General features: G+C 37.3%; 15 protein-coding genes. 8 read left to right on the top strand and 7 right to left on the bottom strand.

Annotated elements, in window-relative coordinates; translation table 11 throughout:
* Positions 1–283 precede the first annotated feature (283 nt).
* Together VF06_RS08690 and VF06_RS08685 are read right to left on the bottom strand one after the other, a co-directional pair.
* A complete protein-coding gene (locus VF06_RS08690) occupies positions 284–808 on the bottom strand; it encodes a mechanosensitive ion channel domain-containing protein (protein WP_099069154.1) in 525 nt (174 codons plus the stop codon).
* Between the two features lie 37 nt (positions 809–845).
* A complete protein-coding gene (locus tag VF06_RS08685; RefSeq protein WP_099069155.1) occupies positions 846–2,015 on the bottom strand; it encodes a cysteine desulfurase family protein in 1,170 nt (389 codons plus the stop codon).
* 196 nt (positions 2,016–2,211) lie between these two features.
* Between VF06_RS08685 and VF06_RS08680 the strand changes: the two genes are divergently transcribed.
* A complete protein-coding gene (locus VF06_RS08680; RefSeq protein WP_099069156.1) occupies positions 2,212–3,636 on the top strand; it encodes a phospholipase D-like domain-containing protein in 1,425 nt (474 codons plus the stop codon).
* Positions 3,637–4,219: 583 nt separating this feature from the next.
* The gene (locus VF06_RS08675) at positions 4,220–5,638 is read left to right on the top strand and encodes a sensor histidine kinase (RefSeq protein WP_099069157.1); all 1,419 of its coding nucleotides are present in this window, start codon (positions 4,220–4,222) and stop codon (positions 5,636–5,638) included.
* Between the two features lie 390 nt (positions 5,639–6,028).
* Here VF06_RS08675 and VF06_RS08670 read toward each other — a convergent pair whose 3' ends face one another.
* Positions 6,029–6,532 (bottom strand): DUF2808 domain-containing protein, encoded by a 504-nt coding sequence (locus tag VF06_RS08670; protein ID WP_099069158.1) that lies wholly within the window; start codon positions 6,530–6,532, stop codon positions 6,029–6,031.
* Positions 6,533–6,863: 331 nt separating this feature from the next.
* On the opposite strand from VF06_RS08670, the gene VF06_RS08665 reads away from it, so the two are divergent.
* On the top strand, positions 6,864–7,538 hold the full coding sequence (locus tag VF06_RS08665) for a response regulator transcription factor (RefSeq protein WP_099069159.1): 675 nt from the start codon (positions 6,864–6,866) through the stop codon (positions 7,536–7,538).
* A 199-nt stretch (positions 7,539–7,737) separates the two neighbouring features.
* Here VF06_RS08665 and VF06_RS08660 read toward each other — a convergent pair whose 3' ends face one another.
* The 4 genes from VF06_RS08660 to VF06_RS40485 form a co-directional block, all read right to left on the bottom strand.
* A complete protein-coding gene (locus VF06_RS08660) occupies positions 7,738–8,391 on the bottom strand; it encodes a pentapeptide repeat-containing protein (RefSeq protein WP_099069160.1) in 654 nt (217 codons plus the stop codon).
* 28 nt (positions 8,392–8,419) lie between these two features.
* Positions 8,420–8,599: a hypothetical protein gene (locus VF06_RS39040; RefSeq protein ID WP_143861629.1), complete on the bottom strand. Its 180-nt coding sequence runs from the start codon at positions 8,597–8,599 to the stop codon at positions 8,420–8,422.
* A gap of 5 nt (positions 8,600–8,604) precedes the next feature.
* A complete protein-coding gene (locus tag VF06_RS08655; RefSeq protein ID WP_096535370.1) occupies positions 8,605–9,099 on the bottom strand; it encodes a hypothetical protein in 495 nt (164 codons plus the stop codon).
* Between the two features lie 773 nt (positions 9,100–9,872).
* Entirely contained in the window at positions 9,873–10,142 is a 270-nt protein-coding gene (locus tag VF06_RS40485; RefSeq protein WP_180267486.1) for a hypothetical protein, read from the bottom strand.
* On the opposite strand from VF06_RS40485, the gene VF06_RS42520 reads away from it, so the two are divergent.
* The 5 genes from VF06_RS42520 (at position 10,141) to VF06_RS08635 (ending at position 17,109) form a co-directional block, all read left to right on the top strand.
* A complete protein-coding gene (locus VF06_RS42520) occupies positions 10,141–10,272 on the top strand; it encodes a hypothetical protein (protein WP_257208116.1) in 132 nt (43 codons plus the stop codon). The genes VF06_RS40485 and VF06_RS42520 overlap by 2 nt on opposite strands.
* Entirely contained in the window at positions 10,265–11,137 is an 873-nt protein-coding gene (aroF, locus tag VF06_RS08650; protein WP_099069161.1) for a 3-deoxy-7-phosphoheptulonate synthase, read from the top strand. The genes VF06_RS42520 and aroF overlap by 8 nt, the downstream gene beginning before the upstream one ends.
* A gap of 900 nt (positions 11,138–12,037) precedes the next feature.
* The gene (locus VF06_RS08645) at positions 12,038–14,896 is read left to right on the top strand and encodes a tubulin-like doman-containing protein (protein ID WP_099069162.1); all 2,859 of its coding nucleotides are present in this window, start codon (positions 12,038–12,040) and stop codon (positions 14,894–14,896) included.
* A 5-nt stretch (positions 14,897–14,901) separates the two neighbouring features.
* On the top strand, positions 14,902–15,807 hold the full coding sequence (locus VF06_RS40475) for a hypothetical protein (RefSeq protein WP_099069163.1): 906 nt from the start codon (positions 14,902–14,904) through the stop codon (positions 15,805–15,807).
* Between the two features lie 675 nt (positions 15,808–16,482).
* Positions 16,483–17,109 carry a COP23 domain-containing protein gene (locus VF06_RS08635; RefSeq protein ID WP_099069164.1) on the top strand — a complete coding sequence of 209 codons (627 nt, stop codon included), beginning with the start codon at positions 16,483–16,485 and terminating at the stop codon, positions 17,107–17,109.
* The last annotated feature ends 34 nt before the right edge of the window (positions 17,110–17,143 follow it).

Genomic DNA, 17,143 nt, shown 5'->3' with positions numbered 1-17,143 from the left:
TACTTCTATTGTTCCAGCATTGGCTGTGATTTTCGTTAGCACCAACACAAACGCAATGTGAAACCCTTGCTAAAGCAGGATTTGAAATTTTCTCGCTTACCATCACCATCCGCGTCACCCCACCCCCAATACAGTTCGGTTAAAGGGGAAGGGGGAAAGGGAAAAGGGACTCATATTTTTTATCCTTCCCCTTTTGCCTTTAACCTTTACCCAACCTCCACCTAACATTTTTGGGTTGGTAGACTACTAGCCACCATCATTCACAGCTTTTTTTGGTATGAAATTAGTTATTAGCTGCTAGCTGATTCTGTTTATATTTTTCTGGATCGGTTCGGAGATCCACGTACAAGAAATCAATACTTTCTTTTTCTAAGATTTCTAAGATAGCTAAATTCAAATTTTTCTCAGCATCATAATAAAGCTTATCATCATTAACAAAGGCAACAATGTTAATGACACGAGCATTATTTTCAATTCTGGAAAAACGGACAATTATCTCTTGCGATAATCCCTGAATATACGAAGGTGTTTCGCGAATAGCATTGCAAATTTTGGCAGTTTGTTGGGCAGAAATATTATCAATTTTGAGAGTTAAACTAATACCCCACTTTAATTCTTCACCAGGATTTTGTGACCAATTTTCTACAATTCCGGTAATCATCCTAGAGTTGGGCATTTTGACAATGGAACCCCATTGGTAGACATGCAAGGTTGTAGTTCTAAATCCAATATTCATTACCTGTACAAAACCCTGCAATCCTGAAACCGAAATCCAATCTCCTTCTCTATAAAGAGAATCAGAATAAATAGTCTCTCAACAACGCCTGAAATTTTAGTTAGAAAACTCAACGCTTGATAATAGATAAATCTGGGGTTAGTCTCTTTAAAACTTGCTTTAATACCATTGTTGTCCAATCAATGTCGGCTTCGGTGGTATCACGCCCTAATGTGATGCGAATTCCGCCCAAGGCGGCTTTTTCGGAATAACCCATTGCTAACAATATGGGACTTGGGCTGAGTTTTCCACTATGACAAGCAGCACCGGCACTAATACCAATACCTGCAAGATTTAGCTGTTTTACTAAGGTTTTACCGCTGAGTTTTTCGCCATCGGCGTATTCTAAGCACAGACTCACATGATGAGGTAAACGATCGCAGGTATCCCCTGTAGGAATTAAACCAGGAATTTCAGCTAATTGGTCAAAGGCGCGATCGCGTAGCTGAATCAACCGTGGTGTTTCTTTTGGTAATTCCTCTGCTATTAATTCAGCTGCAACACCAAAGCCGGCAATTATCGGTACTGCTTGTGTACCAGAACGCAATCCCATTTCTTGCCCGCCACCACATAATAAAGGCATCAATTCTACGCCAGGACGGACATACAGCGCGCCTACACCTTGGGGGCCATAGATTTTATGACTGGCAAGGCTAAGTAAATCTACTGGAAGTTCTTGTACATCTATGCCTAAACGTCCCGCAGCTTGCACTGCATCTGTATGAAACAAAGCACCATGCGATCGCGCAATTTTTCCCAATTCTGCAATTGGTTGTACAGTGCCAACTTCACTTTGACCGTAAATTATGGAAACCAACACTGTATTATGTCGCAATGCCGCCTTTAAGTCCAAGGGGTTGACTTTACCTTTGGTATCTACATCTAAGCGTGTAACTTCCCAACCCCATATTTCCAACAATCGCGCTGTCTCAGAAATTGCAGAATGCTCGACACTGGAGATAATTATATGTCGCGGAACAGTATACAAGCGAGCCACACCCATAATTGCTAGATTATTTGCTTCAGTACCCCCAGAGGTAAAAACAATCGATTCTGGAGTGGCGGCGTTAATTAAGCAAGCAACTTGGATTCTGGCTTGTTCCACAACCGTTGCAGCCCGTTTTCCCCACTCATGTAAGCTAGAAGGATTCCCCCACTGTTGAGTGAGGATTGTTTGCATAACTGCGATCGCTTCTTTGCGAGTGGGAGTAGTCGCACTGTAATCTAGATAAATTTGCATATAACCGATAATGATGAGAACACACGCTGGCAATAGGCTGCTGATTTTTTTAGCAAATCTGAGAAAATCTCTGTAATTTTGGATGTTCGAGTGAGTTTTTCTTGCCTGGGAAAGCTATTTTTTTACTTCATCTCATAACCCCAAATTTTGGGAATGATAAACATGTCCCCTCTCAATCCACTTTTAACAGATTACAGTGCAACTTTTATCTAGACAAAGGTTTTTTTTATATATCTTTTTACCGATATTTGCCCTCGCCGGTTGTCAACGAGTCCAGTCATCTAATAAACTTCTAGCAGCTTTACCACAAGATCCCTTAGTTAAAGTTTACTTTAACCATTCTCAAGCTTCAGAATATCAAGAAGCTTACCGCCAGCAAACTCGGTTGGGAGATGACTTAGAAAAACAAATTGTTGATGCTATTTCTCAAGCTAAATCTACAATAGATGTAGCTGTGCAAGAATTACGTTTACCTAAAATCGCCCAGGCATTGGTTGATAGACAAAAAGCTGGAGTTAAAGTCAGGTTAATTTTAGAAAATACCTATAGCCGACCTTGGAGTAGTTTTACACCAGAAGAAGTAAGTAAATTAGATAAAAGAGAGCGAGAACGCTATCAAGAATTTTATCAATTCATCGATATTAACCACGACAATCAACTAACTCCCGCAGAAATAAATCAAAGAGATGCTTTAATAATTTTACAAAATGCAAACATTCCCTGGCTGGACGATAAAGCAGATGGTTCAGCTGGTAGTAGTTTAATGCACCATAAGTTTGTAATTGTAGATAATCGCATTGTAATTATTACTTCCGCCAATTTCACCTTGAGCGATACTTTTGGTGATTATACAAATCCTAGCAGTTTAGGGAATGCCAATAATTTATTGCAAATTGATAGCCCAGAATTAGCATCTTTATTTACACAAGAGTTTAACATTATGTGGGGCGACGGCCCAGGAGGTAAGCCAGATAGTCGATTTGGCCTTAAAAAACCACAACGCTTACCCCAACAAATCACATTAAATCAAACCAAAATTACTGTGCAGTTTTCTCCTACTTCTCCTACTCAACCTTGGAGTCATAGTAGTAATGGTTTAATTGGCAAAACTTTAGATTCAGCAACAAAATCTATTGATTTGGCTTTATTTGTCTTTTCCGAACAGCGTCTAGCTAATATCTTGGAAAATCGACATCAACAAAATGTCCAAATTCGAGCTTTAATTGAGCCACAATTTGCTTATCGTCCTTATAGCGAAGCATTAGATATGATGGGAGTTGCTCTCAGTAATAAATGTAAATATGAACTTGACAATCATCCTTGGAAAAATCCAATTACCACTGTAGGCGTACCTACATTACCAAAAGGAGATTTATTACATCATAAGTTTTCCGTTATTGATAATCGAACAGTAATTACAGGTTCTCATAATTGGTCTGATGCAGCCAATAACGGTAACGACGAGACACTTTTAGTCATTGAAAATCCAATTGTTGCTGCTCATTATGTGCGGGAATTTGCTCGTCTTTATACCAAAATTAAACCTGGCTTACCACCAGGGATTCAACAGAAAATTCAAGCCCAGCAAACAAAATGTTCTCAGGTAAAAATATCTTACTAAAATTCAGTTTTTATTCACAAAACAATCGTTCATAACCCTGGTTTGTTTAATCACCAGGGTTATTGTCTTTAAAAAAGTTCAGTTGATTTGAAGACTTACGCACTGTCAATATTGTCATTGCAAGCAAAACAAAGCGTAGGAAAGCAATCATAGCGTCAGGGGGGATGACTACGCTATCTCTCGTAATCACGAAATTACCTGATTTTTGCGGAAATCGTGTATTTAAAAAATTTTCAGGTAATTCTCAGACAAAATTAATTTAATTGAGATGAATTACATATAAATTATAATTAGAGAGACTATCAAAATTGAAATAAAAGTACAATAAAAGACAGCAAAATTTTGGCAATAACTAATTTTTGTAGGTTAGCCATAAGTAGAATGGTGTAAATAATTAAAGGTTTGTAATAAGGACTTCAGTCCTTTAATAAGGACTAAAGTCCTTACTACGAACTATTTAGACCAAGCTTTTTAGATTACTTCACATAGTTTGGTTTTTTCAAGTCGTTTTACTTAGCTAAAAATTAAAACTTAATATACGCTATTCTCTACTCACAATTTTATTTTTCAAAATATTAAAACAGTGAAGCAAATAAAAAAAAATTGGCTAAATCTAGACCCATTTTCATTACAGTTACGCCTAACGTTTGGTATAGCTGGCTTTTCGGCTTTAGTATTAGGTGGTGTGGCTACATGGACGAGTTGGAAAACCCAAGAAGTTTTAATTGATAATCATAAACATAATATAGAACAAGTAGCTAAACGTTTACCGCGAGATGTACAAATTTATAGTGAAATGATGCAACCTGAAACCGGGTTACAGAAGGCTATCAATAACTTAACGAATCACAATACATTATTATGGGTAAAAAATTCGGAAAATCAAATTTTGGTACAATCTAGTACTTTAACTTTATTATCTAATTCTCTGGTATCGGAGTTAATGTCTTTAACGAAAATGCCAATTAAAGCACAAGTTTATCAAATTAATCAAAATTATTTTATTTTATGTGGTAGTTCTATAGAAGTGCAGGGTAGGTTACTGGGGAATTTATTTATAGCTAAAGATATTACCCGCGAACAGAAAATGTTAGTGGCGATGGTACGGAGTTTAGTGATGATTAGTGTGTTTGCAATTATTATTTTAACAGTTGCGATCGCCATTTATATTAAGCATTCCCTACAGCCTTTGCGTCAGCTAAATCAAATGGCTGCTGTGATTTCCCCAGAAGATTTAGGAGAACCACAATTATATCTCGATAATGCACCAAGCGAAGTTAAAGAATTAGCTCAAACTTTAACTATGTTACTGTCGCGTCTTTCGCAATCGTGGGAGCAAGAAAAAGAATTTGTCAGTAATGTTTCTCACGAATTACGTACACCTTTGACAATTGTACACGGTTACTTACAAAGCGTTTTACGGCGGCAAAATAACTTAACTCAAACTCAACAAGAAGCTTTAGAAACTGCTGCATCAGAAGCCGAACGTACTATTCGCCTGCTACAAGATTTACTTGATTTAGCAAGAGCAGATAGTGGTCACCTACATTTTCAAATGAAATCTTATATTTTAAATGACTTAGTTGAAGAAATTGTAGTGATGGCAGAAAAATATAGCGATCGCCAAATTAATATTGAGTCTACAATTTATCCAATTGAAGCAAAAGTAGACTACAGTCGTCTCAAACAAGTATTACTGAATTTAATTGATAATGCTGTAAAATATTCGGAAGCTGGTACGCCTATAATTTTTAAATTAGACCAACTTCCAGGTAAAGTAATTATTCAAGTTTGTGACAACGGTTATGGAATTCCTCTACAACATCAAGCACGTATTTTTGAAAGATTTTACCGCGTAGATGAATCTCGCTCTCATACTACTGGAGGTTCTGGTTTAGGTTTATCAATCGTCAAGACACTTGTAGAAGGTATGGGTGGTAATGTCAGCGTACAATCCAAATTAGGAGAAGGGAGTATTTTTACAATTACTTTACCAATTTAATTAAATAGAAGTCAGAATTCAGAAGTCAGAATTCAGAAGTCAGAACAAAGTTTTCAGTAAAGTGTATTAGTTTATATTTCAAAACAGTTAAAATAAGACCAAAACACTTGTAACAATGGCGATTTATCGCGTCTTGTAAACCCACGATTTTGTATAATTAGCCTTTAATTTAAGCGTATTGGTTTGTATCTGTTTTTTAATTTGAAAAGATATTCTTTATTAACTTGCACGCTATTCTATATGTAAAAGTGCGGATTTGACTAACAAAGTCCGCACTTAAAATATATGACTTCTGACTCCTGACTCCTGACTCCTGAATTCTGACTCCTGACTCCTGACTCCTGAATTCTGACTCCTGAATTCTGAATTCTGACTCCTGAATTCTCACTTCTAACCTTTATCAGGAATATCAATTCTGGCTGTTCCAATAGGAATATCTCCGTTTAATCCAACTCTTTTTGCAGTTACTCCATAGAGTAAGATTTTTTCAAGTGGAATTCTTCTTTGTACGCCAGTAAATTGTACTTCCACAGAACCACCAGAATTTACAGGCTGGTCAAAAGTGATTGACACACGTTCTTTACTAATCTCTGTTTTAGCTGCAATTTCTTGTCCAGACTGGTTTACAATTCTAACTTTATTAAAGCTTTCCATCTGGCTTGGTAGGGAAATCATTAAATCTTGTAAAGACATACCAACTACTGCTACTCTAATAAAATGAGTATCATTTCTGACACCAGAATTAGTGATATGAGGAACCTTTACCTTCAATGCAATTTGAGAAACTGTATGTGTATCAGAATTTGATTGTTGATACTTTACAGGTGTAGCCATAGCCGCAGTAGATGTAGTGAGTATTAAAGCAGATAAACTACCAAAAATTAAACCTTTCATTATCGAATCCTCGCTTTTGTATCAACTAAACTTCTTAATGATTAGATTCCAACATCACACTGAGTTTTAGCTGATGCATTAATTAAAGTATTCTGAGATTTCCAGGTTAATTTTATGAGAAAAATATTTTAATTGAGACGGTACAAAAAAGCTTGCAAAATCAGGTTTTACAGTTTTTCAGCAAAAATTATCACTTTATTCAGCAAAAACTCATTTTTCTGACGCTCATACATATTAAAGTGCGAACGATATATAAATTTTGGTATCAAATATATTACAGCTAGGTCAATTTAACATCTTTATTTTGAAATCATTTATTTAGGAGTAAAAAATGACAGCACACATTCTTTTAGTCGAAGATGAAGTCAAACTAGCACGATTTGTGGAATTAGAACTGAGTAGTGAAGGATACAAAGTTAGCATAGCCCATGATGGAATTACTGGATTGACTTTGGCGCGGGAGTCGTCGCCAGATTTAGCCGTCCTTGATTGGATGTTACCAGGACTCTCAGGTGTGGAAATTTGCCGTCGTTTGCGAGCCACAGGTAACACAGTACCAGTAATTTTATTGACAGCAAAAGATGAAGTTAGCGATCGCGTCGCCGGATTAGATGCAGGAGCCGATGATTATGTAGTCAAACCCTTCAGTATAGAAGAACTACTAGCAAGAATCCGCGCTCATTTACGCCGTACTCAAGAAACCGACGAAGACTTATTACAGTTTGAAGACTTAAGCTTAAATCGCCGCACTCGTCAAGTATTTCGTGGTAAAAGAAGCATTGAATTAACAGCAAAAGAATTTGATTTATTAGAATATTTGCTTTCACATCCCCGTCAAGTATTTACCAGAGACCAAATTCTTGAAAAAGTTTGGGGTTACGACTTCATGGGTGATTCTAATATTATCGAAGTCTATATTCGTTATCTACGCCTGAAATTAGAAGAAAATAAGGAAAAACGCCTAATTCACACAGTACGTGGCGTAGGTTACGCACTGCGCGAGTAATACAATTTTGGATTTTGGATTTTAGATTTTGGATTGAAAATAGCTTGGATGAATCTTGATTTAGCGAACGTTTTTGCGTCTTTGCCATCACTCAATACAGTTAAGATAAACCTGTTTTTTCTTCCCCTATTCCCTATTCCCCATTCCCTGTTCCCTTACCTCCACAAACAAACTTTCTTAACCCAAGCATATTGCCCTATCACTGATGAATCGCACCATCAGGCATAATTGCTCCAGCTAAATTAGCACCAATTAGTTTAACCAGAAGCCTTTCACCAGAACGAATTCGCGCTCCAGTTAAATCGGCTCCCCGTAAATCGGCTCCACTAAGATCCGCACCAATTAAATTAGCAGCACGTAAATTTGCTTCCCTGAGATCCGCTAAAAGTAAGTTGGCTCGAAACAAATTAGCTTCAGATAAATTCGCTCCTCTGAGATTAACTTTGTGCATAAAAGTATCGCTGAGATTAGCACCGCTCAAGTTGGCATAACTGAGATTTCTGCCAGATAAGTCTTTATTGCTCAAATTTGCTCGACTATAGTCTTTACCACTCAAATCTGGATTGTGCTTTGACGGTGGCTGCTTAATTTGAGATGTTGTTTCATAATGAAACGGTGATGGCGATGGCTTCTGTGTGCTTTGATGCTTGGTTTTTACAGAGCGCAATTTTTCACGAGCTTCATTAATTGCTTTGAGCTTATCCTGTGCCTTTTGTTGTAAGCGGAGATTTTCCTTCGGAATGCGATCCGGATGCCAAACAAAGACTAAATCTTTATAAGCCTGGTTCACTTCCTCAAGCGTTGCCCCAGGCTCTAACTCCAAAATTCTATAGTACCGCTCCAGATCGCTCATACGTCATTTTGGTACACAATCAACTTAATTATGAGTTATGCAGCGGTCTATCGGCTGCATGTTTTATTATTTGGGCATTGGGCATTGGGCATGGAGCATGGGGCATGGGGCATGGGGATTGGTTATTCTCCGAGTCCCCGCGTCCCCGCGTCTCCCCCATACTTCGGCTCCGCTCAGTACAAGTCTCCCCATCCCCCCATCTCCCCATCCCCCTCATCTCCCCATCTCCCCATTTCTCCATCGAGCGATCGCTCTCAAATATGCAGCAACTGGAATTTGATAAACTTCAATAAAAATCCAAACAATAATTGATAAATGTGACAGGAAAGTTAATATTGTCCAAATATATGGCATCCACGTAATCGGCTCGTTGATATTAGGAGGAAAATAATAAGCTACTATGCCAATGAGAGTAGTAGGAAGGACTACAAAAGCTATAGCAGCTAGTCCATAACCCCAACCCAATTCCACCCCTTCTAACTGGGCTTCTGTCCAACTAAAGCCATTCCAACGCCAAACCAAGGGTGGTTGCCTAGAAGGCATCTTGATTTGCTGTAGTTCTAGATTCACCGTAAAAATCTCTTGGCAAAAGTCACAAGCCATCGCTTCCATCAATGGCATGTGAGAAATCTTACCTATCCGACAGACTGGGCAGGGGTAAACTCCATGATAGTCAAAAGATTTGGCTAAGATTTTGGGACTGGGCATAATGAAACTGTTGATTCTAAAAAGTTGATCTGCTGAATAAAGACTTGGGAAAGAATAATGTATGCCATTTCTCAATTGTCTGTAATTAGCTTTCGCAAGGTAAAAACAAAAGTCAGGAAAATTAGATGTTTTGATTTTGGAATCGTAGCTTTCCCAATTTTTGAAAGGCTATGCCACTGTAAATTTGCTGTATCTATTCATCTGGACTTTTCAAGTTTTTTCATTGATTTTTGATTATTTACACTATTTATTTAGTTATGACATACCAATACTTGTAAAGTTATATAACTATCACAACGTCGTATGGCAAGCCACTTTCTTCTTCTAGGCAAACAATCAACGAAAACTTCATGATACAAATTCTGGGAAATTGAGGATAAAAAAGCTTAAAATGTAAGCGTCTAAATTCAAAGAAAAATCTGAAAACTCATTTCAGGTACGATGCGCCACTTTTGAGCCTAGACGCGCAAAAGACGACTTGTCATAGGCATCAGAACAAGCTTGATGAGTGAATTTTGGTGACTCCTCTACAAAAAGCAACCTACACCAAGCATTTCATGAAGAAATGCTTATAGTCTTGATTCCCCCAGTTGTACTGAGTTTATCGCTTTTTTAGCTGTTGTGGGGGTCTTGACAACACTAATTCCTTTTGTTAATGTTACTATACATAGATTTATCTAGTTTAGTTAAATTTTCCAGCTAAAACGCCTCGCCAATGTTTAACACAAATTCCTATTTTTATTTCTGGTTTAGGGTGGTTCACCGGCGGTGAATTAAGTTTCCACATGGAAACCCCCCGGTGAACCGCAGAGCGAACTCTGCGGTTTTTGTTTTTTAAGGAGAATTTCATTGTGACGAGTTATTTCAGTAGTTGGTTTTACGGCTTTTACTTTTGGCCCAGAGTCAGTTCCGGGTAAATAGCGTAATGCCGATAAAGCACAACGCGCCCGGAACTTTCCAAGGTTCTGGGTTTTTTTATTAGGGCATGGGGCATGGGGCATGGGGCATTGGGCATTGGGCATTGGGCATTGGGCATTGGGCATGGAAAGAATAATTCTTGACTCCTTGCTAAACAGTCAACAGTCAACAGTCAACGGTCAACAGTCAACAGTCAACGGTCAACACTTTCAATTCCAAATACTCAATTTCTTAGGAGAATTAAACCATGATTAACGCTAAACTGGCTGCACAATCTCATCCCAACCATCAGACAATCGTTAAACTTTCAGAAAAAGTTGCTTTCGGTGGTGAGGAATTGGTAATTATCGGTGGCCCTTGTACGGTTGAAAGCTGGGAACAAATGGAGACAGTAGCCCAAAAGCTATCTACTGCATCGGTACAAGCTTTGCGTGGTGGTGTCTACAAACCCCGGACATCTCCCTACGCTTTCCAAGGTATGGGGGAGCAAGGATTGGAAATTTTGGCGGGGGTGCGATCGCAGTACAATATGCCAGTTGTCACTGAGGTGATGTCAATTTCCCAAATTGAATCTGTGGCGGCTTACGCTGATATGCTGCAAGTTGGTAGCCGCAATATGCAAAACTTCGATTTGCTCAAAGCTTTAGGGCAAGCTGGCAAACCCATACTGCTCAAGCGTGGTTTAGCAGCGACAATTGAAGAATTCGTGATGGCTGCTGAATATATTCTCAGTCATGGGAATCCTGATGTGGTGTTGTGTGAAAGGGGTATCCGCAGCTTCGATGATTACACCCGCAACGTTCTAGATTTAGGTGCAGTAGCAGCACTCAAACAAATAACTCACCTGCCTGTGATTGTAGATCCTTCCCATGCCGTAGGTAAACGGGAATTAGTAGCGCCGGTAGCTAGAGCTGCGATCGCTTGCGGTGCAGATGGGTTAATAATTGAATGTCACCCAGAACCAGAAAAATCTGTTTCTGACGCCCGTCAAGCACTTTCTTTACAAGATATGGTGGATTTAGTTAATAGTTTAAAGCTCATAGCAACAGCCGTTGGGCGCAGCATATCACAACCAAAAGGGGCGGGTTCTAAGTCTGCCCCTTTTGTTTGCGCTGCTTGAACAAAATATTGAACTTAGCACCCACCAAAACCTTCATCATTTTTTTGTAGATTGAGCTTAGCGCTTTTAAATCACTCTGGTCAAATAAAAATCTCAGCTAAGTTTTCAACTACAGACATAAACTGGGTTTGGAGCTTTATTTTCTAATATTATGGCTAAAATTATTTCTTTTGGCTGTAATATCATGTCCGCATAATTAGTTATGATTCCCACAGCCATTGCACCCCACCCCTTGCTAAGGGGAGACAAAGCGTAGCTTTGGCTCTTTGGGGTTTTTCGGGTTTAATAAGTAATCAAGCGGACATGATATAAGTCCTGTTTAGTAAGGATTATTGCTTTTTTCTCTAGAGAGAGTGATGAAAGAGCGTTAGGGAACTCAAAACAATAAATCATCCAATTTCTCGACTTCTTATTGGCTTGCCCTACGGTAAGCCTTTTGTTTGGTCTCTACGTATCTCAAAGGCCACTTGCAACCTTGTGGTTTTTCCATACTTCTAGATTTTTGAGTTATGGTTGTCTAGTCAGAGTTACCCTCAATTCTAAAACTTTATTTTTTAATCGCCCTGAACTACTGACGATTTATCAAGGCTTTGAGATACTTGGAGTCTAAAATTTTATTTATTTTCTACACCAAACAGTGTTACAAAGCAACCTTGAACTATGAACTATAGGTGAATAATAGTAGCAGTCTATTGACCCCATAATAATGATGTATTAATTTGGTTGTGTGATTGCCGAATAAAGACTGTTTTAAATACCAATCTATAAATGTGGACAGTAACTCTAGTCCACACATTTTGATATTGCGCCTCAGTTCATACTAAAGGTGAACTTTATCCTCGAAAGCCTTTTCAGCATTTGCAACAGCTAACCTAAGACTCTACTAATTAGTGATAAATTATGAAAAAAACGCTCATTATTGGCATTGGTGGAACAGGACTGACAGCGATTCGTGAAATTCGTAGGCTGATTGTAGAACGCTATGAACAGGGATTACAAGCATCAGAAGTATCAGCAGTTAAATTTCTTTATATAGATACAGATATTAATGATATTACTCGACATAATTGGTCGGTACTAGGTAAAAATATTAGTTTGACACCTGCTGAAAAAATAATTATCACAGGGGATCGTCTTGGCCCATTAGTACAGAATTCAGTAAATTATCCAGATATTGATGCTTGGCTTCCAACTATTAGTAATTACATCGGTGAACCTGGTAATGGAGCTAAAGGTATTCGTGCCTATGGCAGACTGATTTATGAATTTAGTGAAAATAAACAAAGAGTACAACAGGCTTGTACTAATTGCTATGACGCTTTAAATCACTCTCATAGAGAATTGACAGATTGGAGATTTTATCTCATTTGTGGACTAAGTGGTGGAACAGGAAGTGGTATGTTTTTACCTTTTTCTTGGGATTTAGAAAATTGGCATTTATACCAAAAAGGGAATAACCAAAATAAATTTTATGGTTTTTTTGTCATTCCACCTCTTGCAATCACAGGTTGGCATGAACGTTATCATTCTAATGCTTATGCTGCCTTAAAAGAACTAAATTATTATCCATTTGCACCAGAGAAAGTTCCCTATAATAATTGCTATCTTTTAGAACCTCGCAATTCTGATGGTACAGTTATTGACTTGGCTAGTTTACCCCTATTAATTGCTCAGAGACTCTTTTTAAACATTCAAGGTGGAGAAGCAGCAGATCGGGTTGATGCTATTATGGACAACCCATCATTAGGAAATCTAAAAAGAGATCCAGTAACAGGAGATCAACACGCTTCTTATTTTTCAACATTTGGCATTTCAACTGTTAGCTATCCTAGAGAAGCAATTTATAAGTGTTTAGCTTATAAACTTGCTACAATTGTTGTCTTTTCTTGGACTGCTGAAACAAATTATCCCAAAAATATTAATGAACGAGTAAAAACTGAGCTAGATAGCATTCGTCTTTCTCTCTCTCATTTGCTGGGAGATAGCGATCCTTTTGGAAATAAGAGTTATTTTAACTATGAAGTTGAAATAAATAACCAAATAGATAGAGAATTAAGTGGAATTGCTGCAAGAAAATTAGGAGATAATACTGAGATAATCCGTACAAATATAGAAGAAAAATTTAGAGGAATAGGCATAGTTAATTTTTATCAACAACTAGATAAAGATGCTAAAGGAGCGGTTGAAGTTGCAGTTAATCTCACCAGAGAAAAGATAACAAGTTATTTAATTAATCCTGATTTTGGCATCGAATATACTGAAAAATTTATATCGGAATTAAAGCTAATAATAGATGAATTTAAAGCTAGATTGGGCGAACAATCTAATGATAGATACGAGCAAAGAGTTACCAGAAGCAGGCAAAATTTAGCTAAAGTTCTTGACGCAGTTAAAAAAAGGGAAGTTGGCCTTTTATATCTGACTTTTCAGCAAGATCGTAAGGAGATTAGTGATAAACTTAAAGATTATTTAATAACCCTTGCGGGTCTGAAAGCTAATAAATACGCATTAAATTTTTTAGGGAAAATAATTCCTGAAATCGATAAAATTCAAGAAGATTTAGGAACCTGGAAAAATCTAGCCGAGCAACTACTCAATAAACTCAATGGCATATTAAAAGATTTACTAGAACAATTAAGTAAGGGAACTCAAGAAAACGGTAAAGTTATCTTTAATGAAATAGGCTTAGAAGAGCTAACTAATCAAGTCAATAATCAAACTATCAAATCTGAAATCGAAAATCGGATTCGGATTAATCTAGGACAACAAGATTTAGATTTGACGCAAATAATTAAACAACACAATCTAGAAAGATTTTTGTATCAAACGGCTTATGATTGGGTATGCAGCGAAACTTTTCCAGCAAACGTCAGTAAATTTACACTCTATGATAAATTTATTAATCAATATCCTAACAGCGAAGAACGCCAGCAAATTTTAAATGATGTTAAAAGATTATCTACATCTTTTCTGAAATTTGCTCCGTCAGAAGTACAGCTTGATACGCAAATAGTTCCAACATCGGTTGAGATTATAAGTGTTCCCAATCTAGATAAGAATCAAGGACAAATCGGACATGAAGGCCGTCCTAACCATCTTGTAGTAATAGACGATATAAAATCTGTGGGAGTTTATCAAACTCATAACGCTAATGATGGAAATAGAATTACTTTTTTGCAAGAAAAGAAAGCCTTTCCTCTACGTTTTATCGAATGTTTATCAACTTTAAAGCAGCGTTATGAAAGTTACCCGCATCAACAGGCATTACATATTGATAAAAAAGTTGTGCCTAATCTGTATAATCTTTATCTGCTAACACAACAGCAACAGCAACAAATTCAAAATGCTGAAGAAGTTTTTGTTCTAGCTCGCGCGTTTGGTTGGATAAGTTTTATCAAAAATCAACAAACTAATAGAAATGAAATTCGCTATGAATTTGAACAAGATGGGCTGATTGGAATTCAATCTTATGTACTAGGATACCAATGGGATGAGGTTTTTACAATTTTTATAAATGATTCTATTGCCAATCATCCTATTAACGAACAAGTTAGAACTGCTCGTGAGTTATTAACAGATAAATTCATGAAAAAATGTCAGGATGCACGTCTTAATTATGAAGTTTTACAAAAAATAGAGAATCAACTTAAAATTTGTGTTGGCGAACGTTTTCAAGAATATGGAAGAGACAGTTCTGTATATCAGAAATATCAAAAAATAGCTAATCGTGTTGTAATTTATTTACGCAAAGAGTTTTGAATAAAATGAAATTTCTCCACTTAAGACCAATTGTTAAAACTGTATGTAAAGGAGACGCTGAACATGACTGTCCTAAATTTGTTGCAAAAGAAGATTTAGGAGATACAACCACCTGTCCTAAATGCAAGGGAGATGTTAAGCAAATTAGAGCATGGAATCAAGCAGCGATAATAGTTTATGTCGTTATTAGTTTATGTGCAGTATTTGGAATTTTCCTATTGAGTAGAATTACCTCAATACTACCACCGCCTCCGCCTCCGCCACCACCTCCGCCACCCATACCCACACCTACAATACCTACACCCACACCTACACCTACACCCACACCTACACCCACACCTACACCCACACCTACAGGCAAAGTACAGGTACAAGAACAACTGACTCAAGCAGAAGGTTTTGCTCAAATAGCAATTAAACTGATGGACAATGCTAAAAGTATTAAGGATCTTCAGGAATCAGAAAGTGTTTTGAAGAAGGCAATAAATACTCTAGAGTCAATTTCTGCTACTAACGCTCTTGCGGTGAAGTTACAGGAGCATTTATCTTCTTATAGGAGTCTATTGAGCAATTTAGAAAAACGTTTAGACTACGAACAAAAAGCTCAAAAGTTATTGAATGAAGCTGCGATCGTAGTGAATACAGCAGATCAAGCCTTAGAACAATTTCAACAGGGTCAAACTAGACGGATTTCACAACTAAACAAAATTAAAGCTGAATACGATCTAGCGTTAGAAAAACTTAATAGAATTATTTTAGATTACTCTAAATCTTTGATTTTGGAGCCAGGAAAGGAGCAAATTGAAAAATGCGATCGCCAAATTGGACGAATCAATAATGAAATTACAGATATTCGCAAAAAATGTGCAACTGGAGATGGTATTGGCGCTACAGGTCTATGCCTACCTTAATTTGAAGTACTACGCATAGCTTAATATCTTTGGCTTTCTATAAATTTACCTATTAAGCTACTTGACTTGAGTAGTCCTTGAGCAAGAAAAAAACCCGAACTCACGCTGTATTTACATATAACTACTAACTACCCCGCTCTACACTCTTGCAGAGCGGGGTTTTTACATTCACACTCGTAGGACAAGATTTTTAAATTTGAATTATGATAAATAAAATACTTAATCGTAGTTAAAAATACTTAATAAAATATTTCAAAAAGTGTAATGTAAATTTCACTAATGCGTATATATAAACCGTATAATATCAATCATAAAGTATCGCTGAAATTGCTGAAGCGAATGAAAATGTCCCGAAATCTTAAACCCTCAGAGCGGCCAGTGGTTGTATACATTACTTTAGTATCAGTTGTTGTAAGTGCTGTGGCTGCTTGTCTAGCTCTTATTGCTAGTTATTGGCGGACATTTAAGCCTTATACAACTCCATTTGACTGTTCAAGAGGGGTTCTCGGTTTGTGTAAAAAATAATTTTCGTCCGGAGAAAAATATCAATTAGAGTTTTTATAAAAAATACGTGAATTATATGCAAAAATCATTAAATTTGGTGATTTGTAACCGAAAATAGACTCAAGCTCTTGCAGCTTTCTATTTGATTTCCATAGGAGCATTGAGTAAACGATGAGACTTAAATTTATTACACGAAAAATAACTGCGATCGCTGTGGCCTTCGGTAGCCTTGCGATTGTTACCCAAACCAGCACGGCTCAAAGTATACCAGGGTATTACTATTGTGGGACTAGTGGTAAAGATCCAGCCACCATTTATCAATCTGGTACTAGCGAACTAGTATTTATATTGTGGGTATCTAATTACTTTTCTAAGGTTGCAACACCTCAGGAACGTTGTCAGAAGGTTTCCCAAAAATTTGAGCAGAATAGGCAAGATAACAACTTGAATTTTATTGTTCCTGGTACCTCTGGCTCGGATGCTGCTCAAGCTGGGCTACCTGTTCTGTGTGCCTCAAGAGTTCAGACAAGCAAACCTATTACGTGTCCTGATAGACAAATACTATATACTCTCAAATCACGAAAAGATGCCCAACCAGCGATCGAGCAAATTGCGGCTCAAACCGAAGAAAGAACGACACGAGAACTACTAGAATCAGGAGGATTGACAAAAATGAGAGAAGGGTTTCTTATCATTGATGTTTTCAAAATGAACCAAAATCTCCGACCTAAAGAACCTTCCACCTATGACGGTGGTTGTATAAGGGGGAGAAACGGACTTTGCCGAAGATCCAACTAACTATTCTTAAGTAAAACTATCACCCTAATTTGGT

The sequence above is a fragment of the Nostoc linckia z4 genome (assembly GCF_002608075.1).
GTDB classification, from domain to species: domain Bacteria; phylum Cyanobacteriota; class Cyanobacteriia; order Cyanobacteriales; family Nostocaceae; genus Nostoc; species Nostoc linckia.
This window is presented reverse-complemented; position numbering and strand designations above follow the sequence as displayed.

Coding starts and splice junctions, on each gene's coding strand:
- VF06_RS42520 (WP_257208116.1), top strand. CDS start 10,141: ATGGAAAGAATAATTCTTGACTCCTTGCTAAACAGTCAACAGTCAACA.
- VF06_RS39040 (WP_143861629.1), bottom strand. CDS start 8,599: ATGGGGAGATGGGGGGATGGGGAGACTTGTACTGAGCGGAGCCGAAGT.
- VF06_RS40485 (WP_180267486.1), bottom strand. CDS start 10,142: ATGCCCAATGCCCAATGCCCAATGCCCAATGCCCAATGCCCCATGCCC.
- VF06_RS08655 (WP_096535370.1), bottom strand. CDS start 9,099: ATGCCCAGTCCCAAAATCTTAGCCAAATCTTTTGACTATCATGGAGTT.
- VF06_RS08685 (WP_099069155.1), bottom strand. CDS start 2,015: ATGCAAATTTATCTAGATTACAGTGCGACTACTCCCACTCGCAAAGAA.
- VF06_RS40475 (WP_099069163.1), top strand. CDS start 14,902: ATGAAATTTCTCCACTTAAGACCAATTGTTAAAACTGTATGTAAAGGA.
- VF06_RS08670 (WP_099069158.1), bottom strand. CDS start 6,532: ATGAAAGGTTTAATTTTTGGTAGTTTATCTGCTTTAATACTCACTACA.
- VF06_RS08660 (WP_099069160.1), bottom strand. CDS start 8,391: ATGAGCGATCTGGAGCGGTACTATAGAATTTTGGAGTTAGAGCCTGGG.
- VF06_RS08635 (WP_099069164.1), top strand. CDS start 16,483: ATGAGACTTAAATTTATTACACGAAAAATAACTGCGATCGCTGTGGCC.
- aroF (WP_099069161.1), top strand. CDS start 10,265: ATGATTAACGCTAAACTGGCTGCACAATCTCATCCCAACCATCAGACA.
- VF06_RS08645 (WP_099069162.1), top strand. CDS start 12,038: ATGAAAAAAACGCTCATTATTGGCATTGGTGGAACAGGACTGACAGCG.
- VF06_RS08665 (WP_099069159.1), top strand. CDS start 6,864: ATGACAGCACACATTCTTTTAGTCGAAGATGAAGTCAAACTAGCACGA.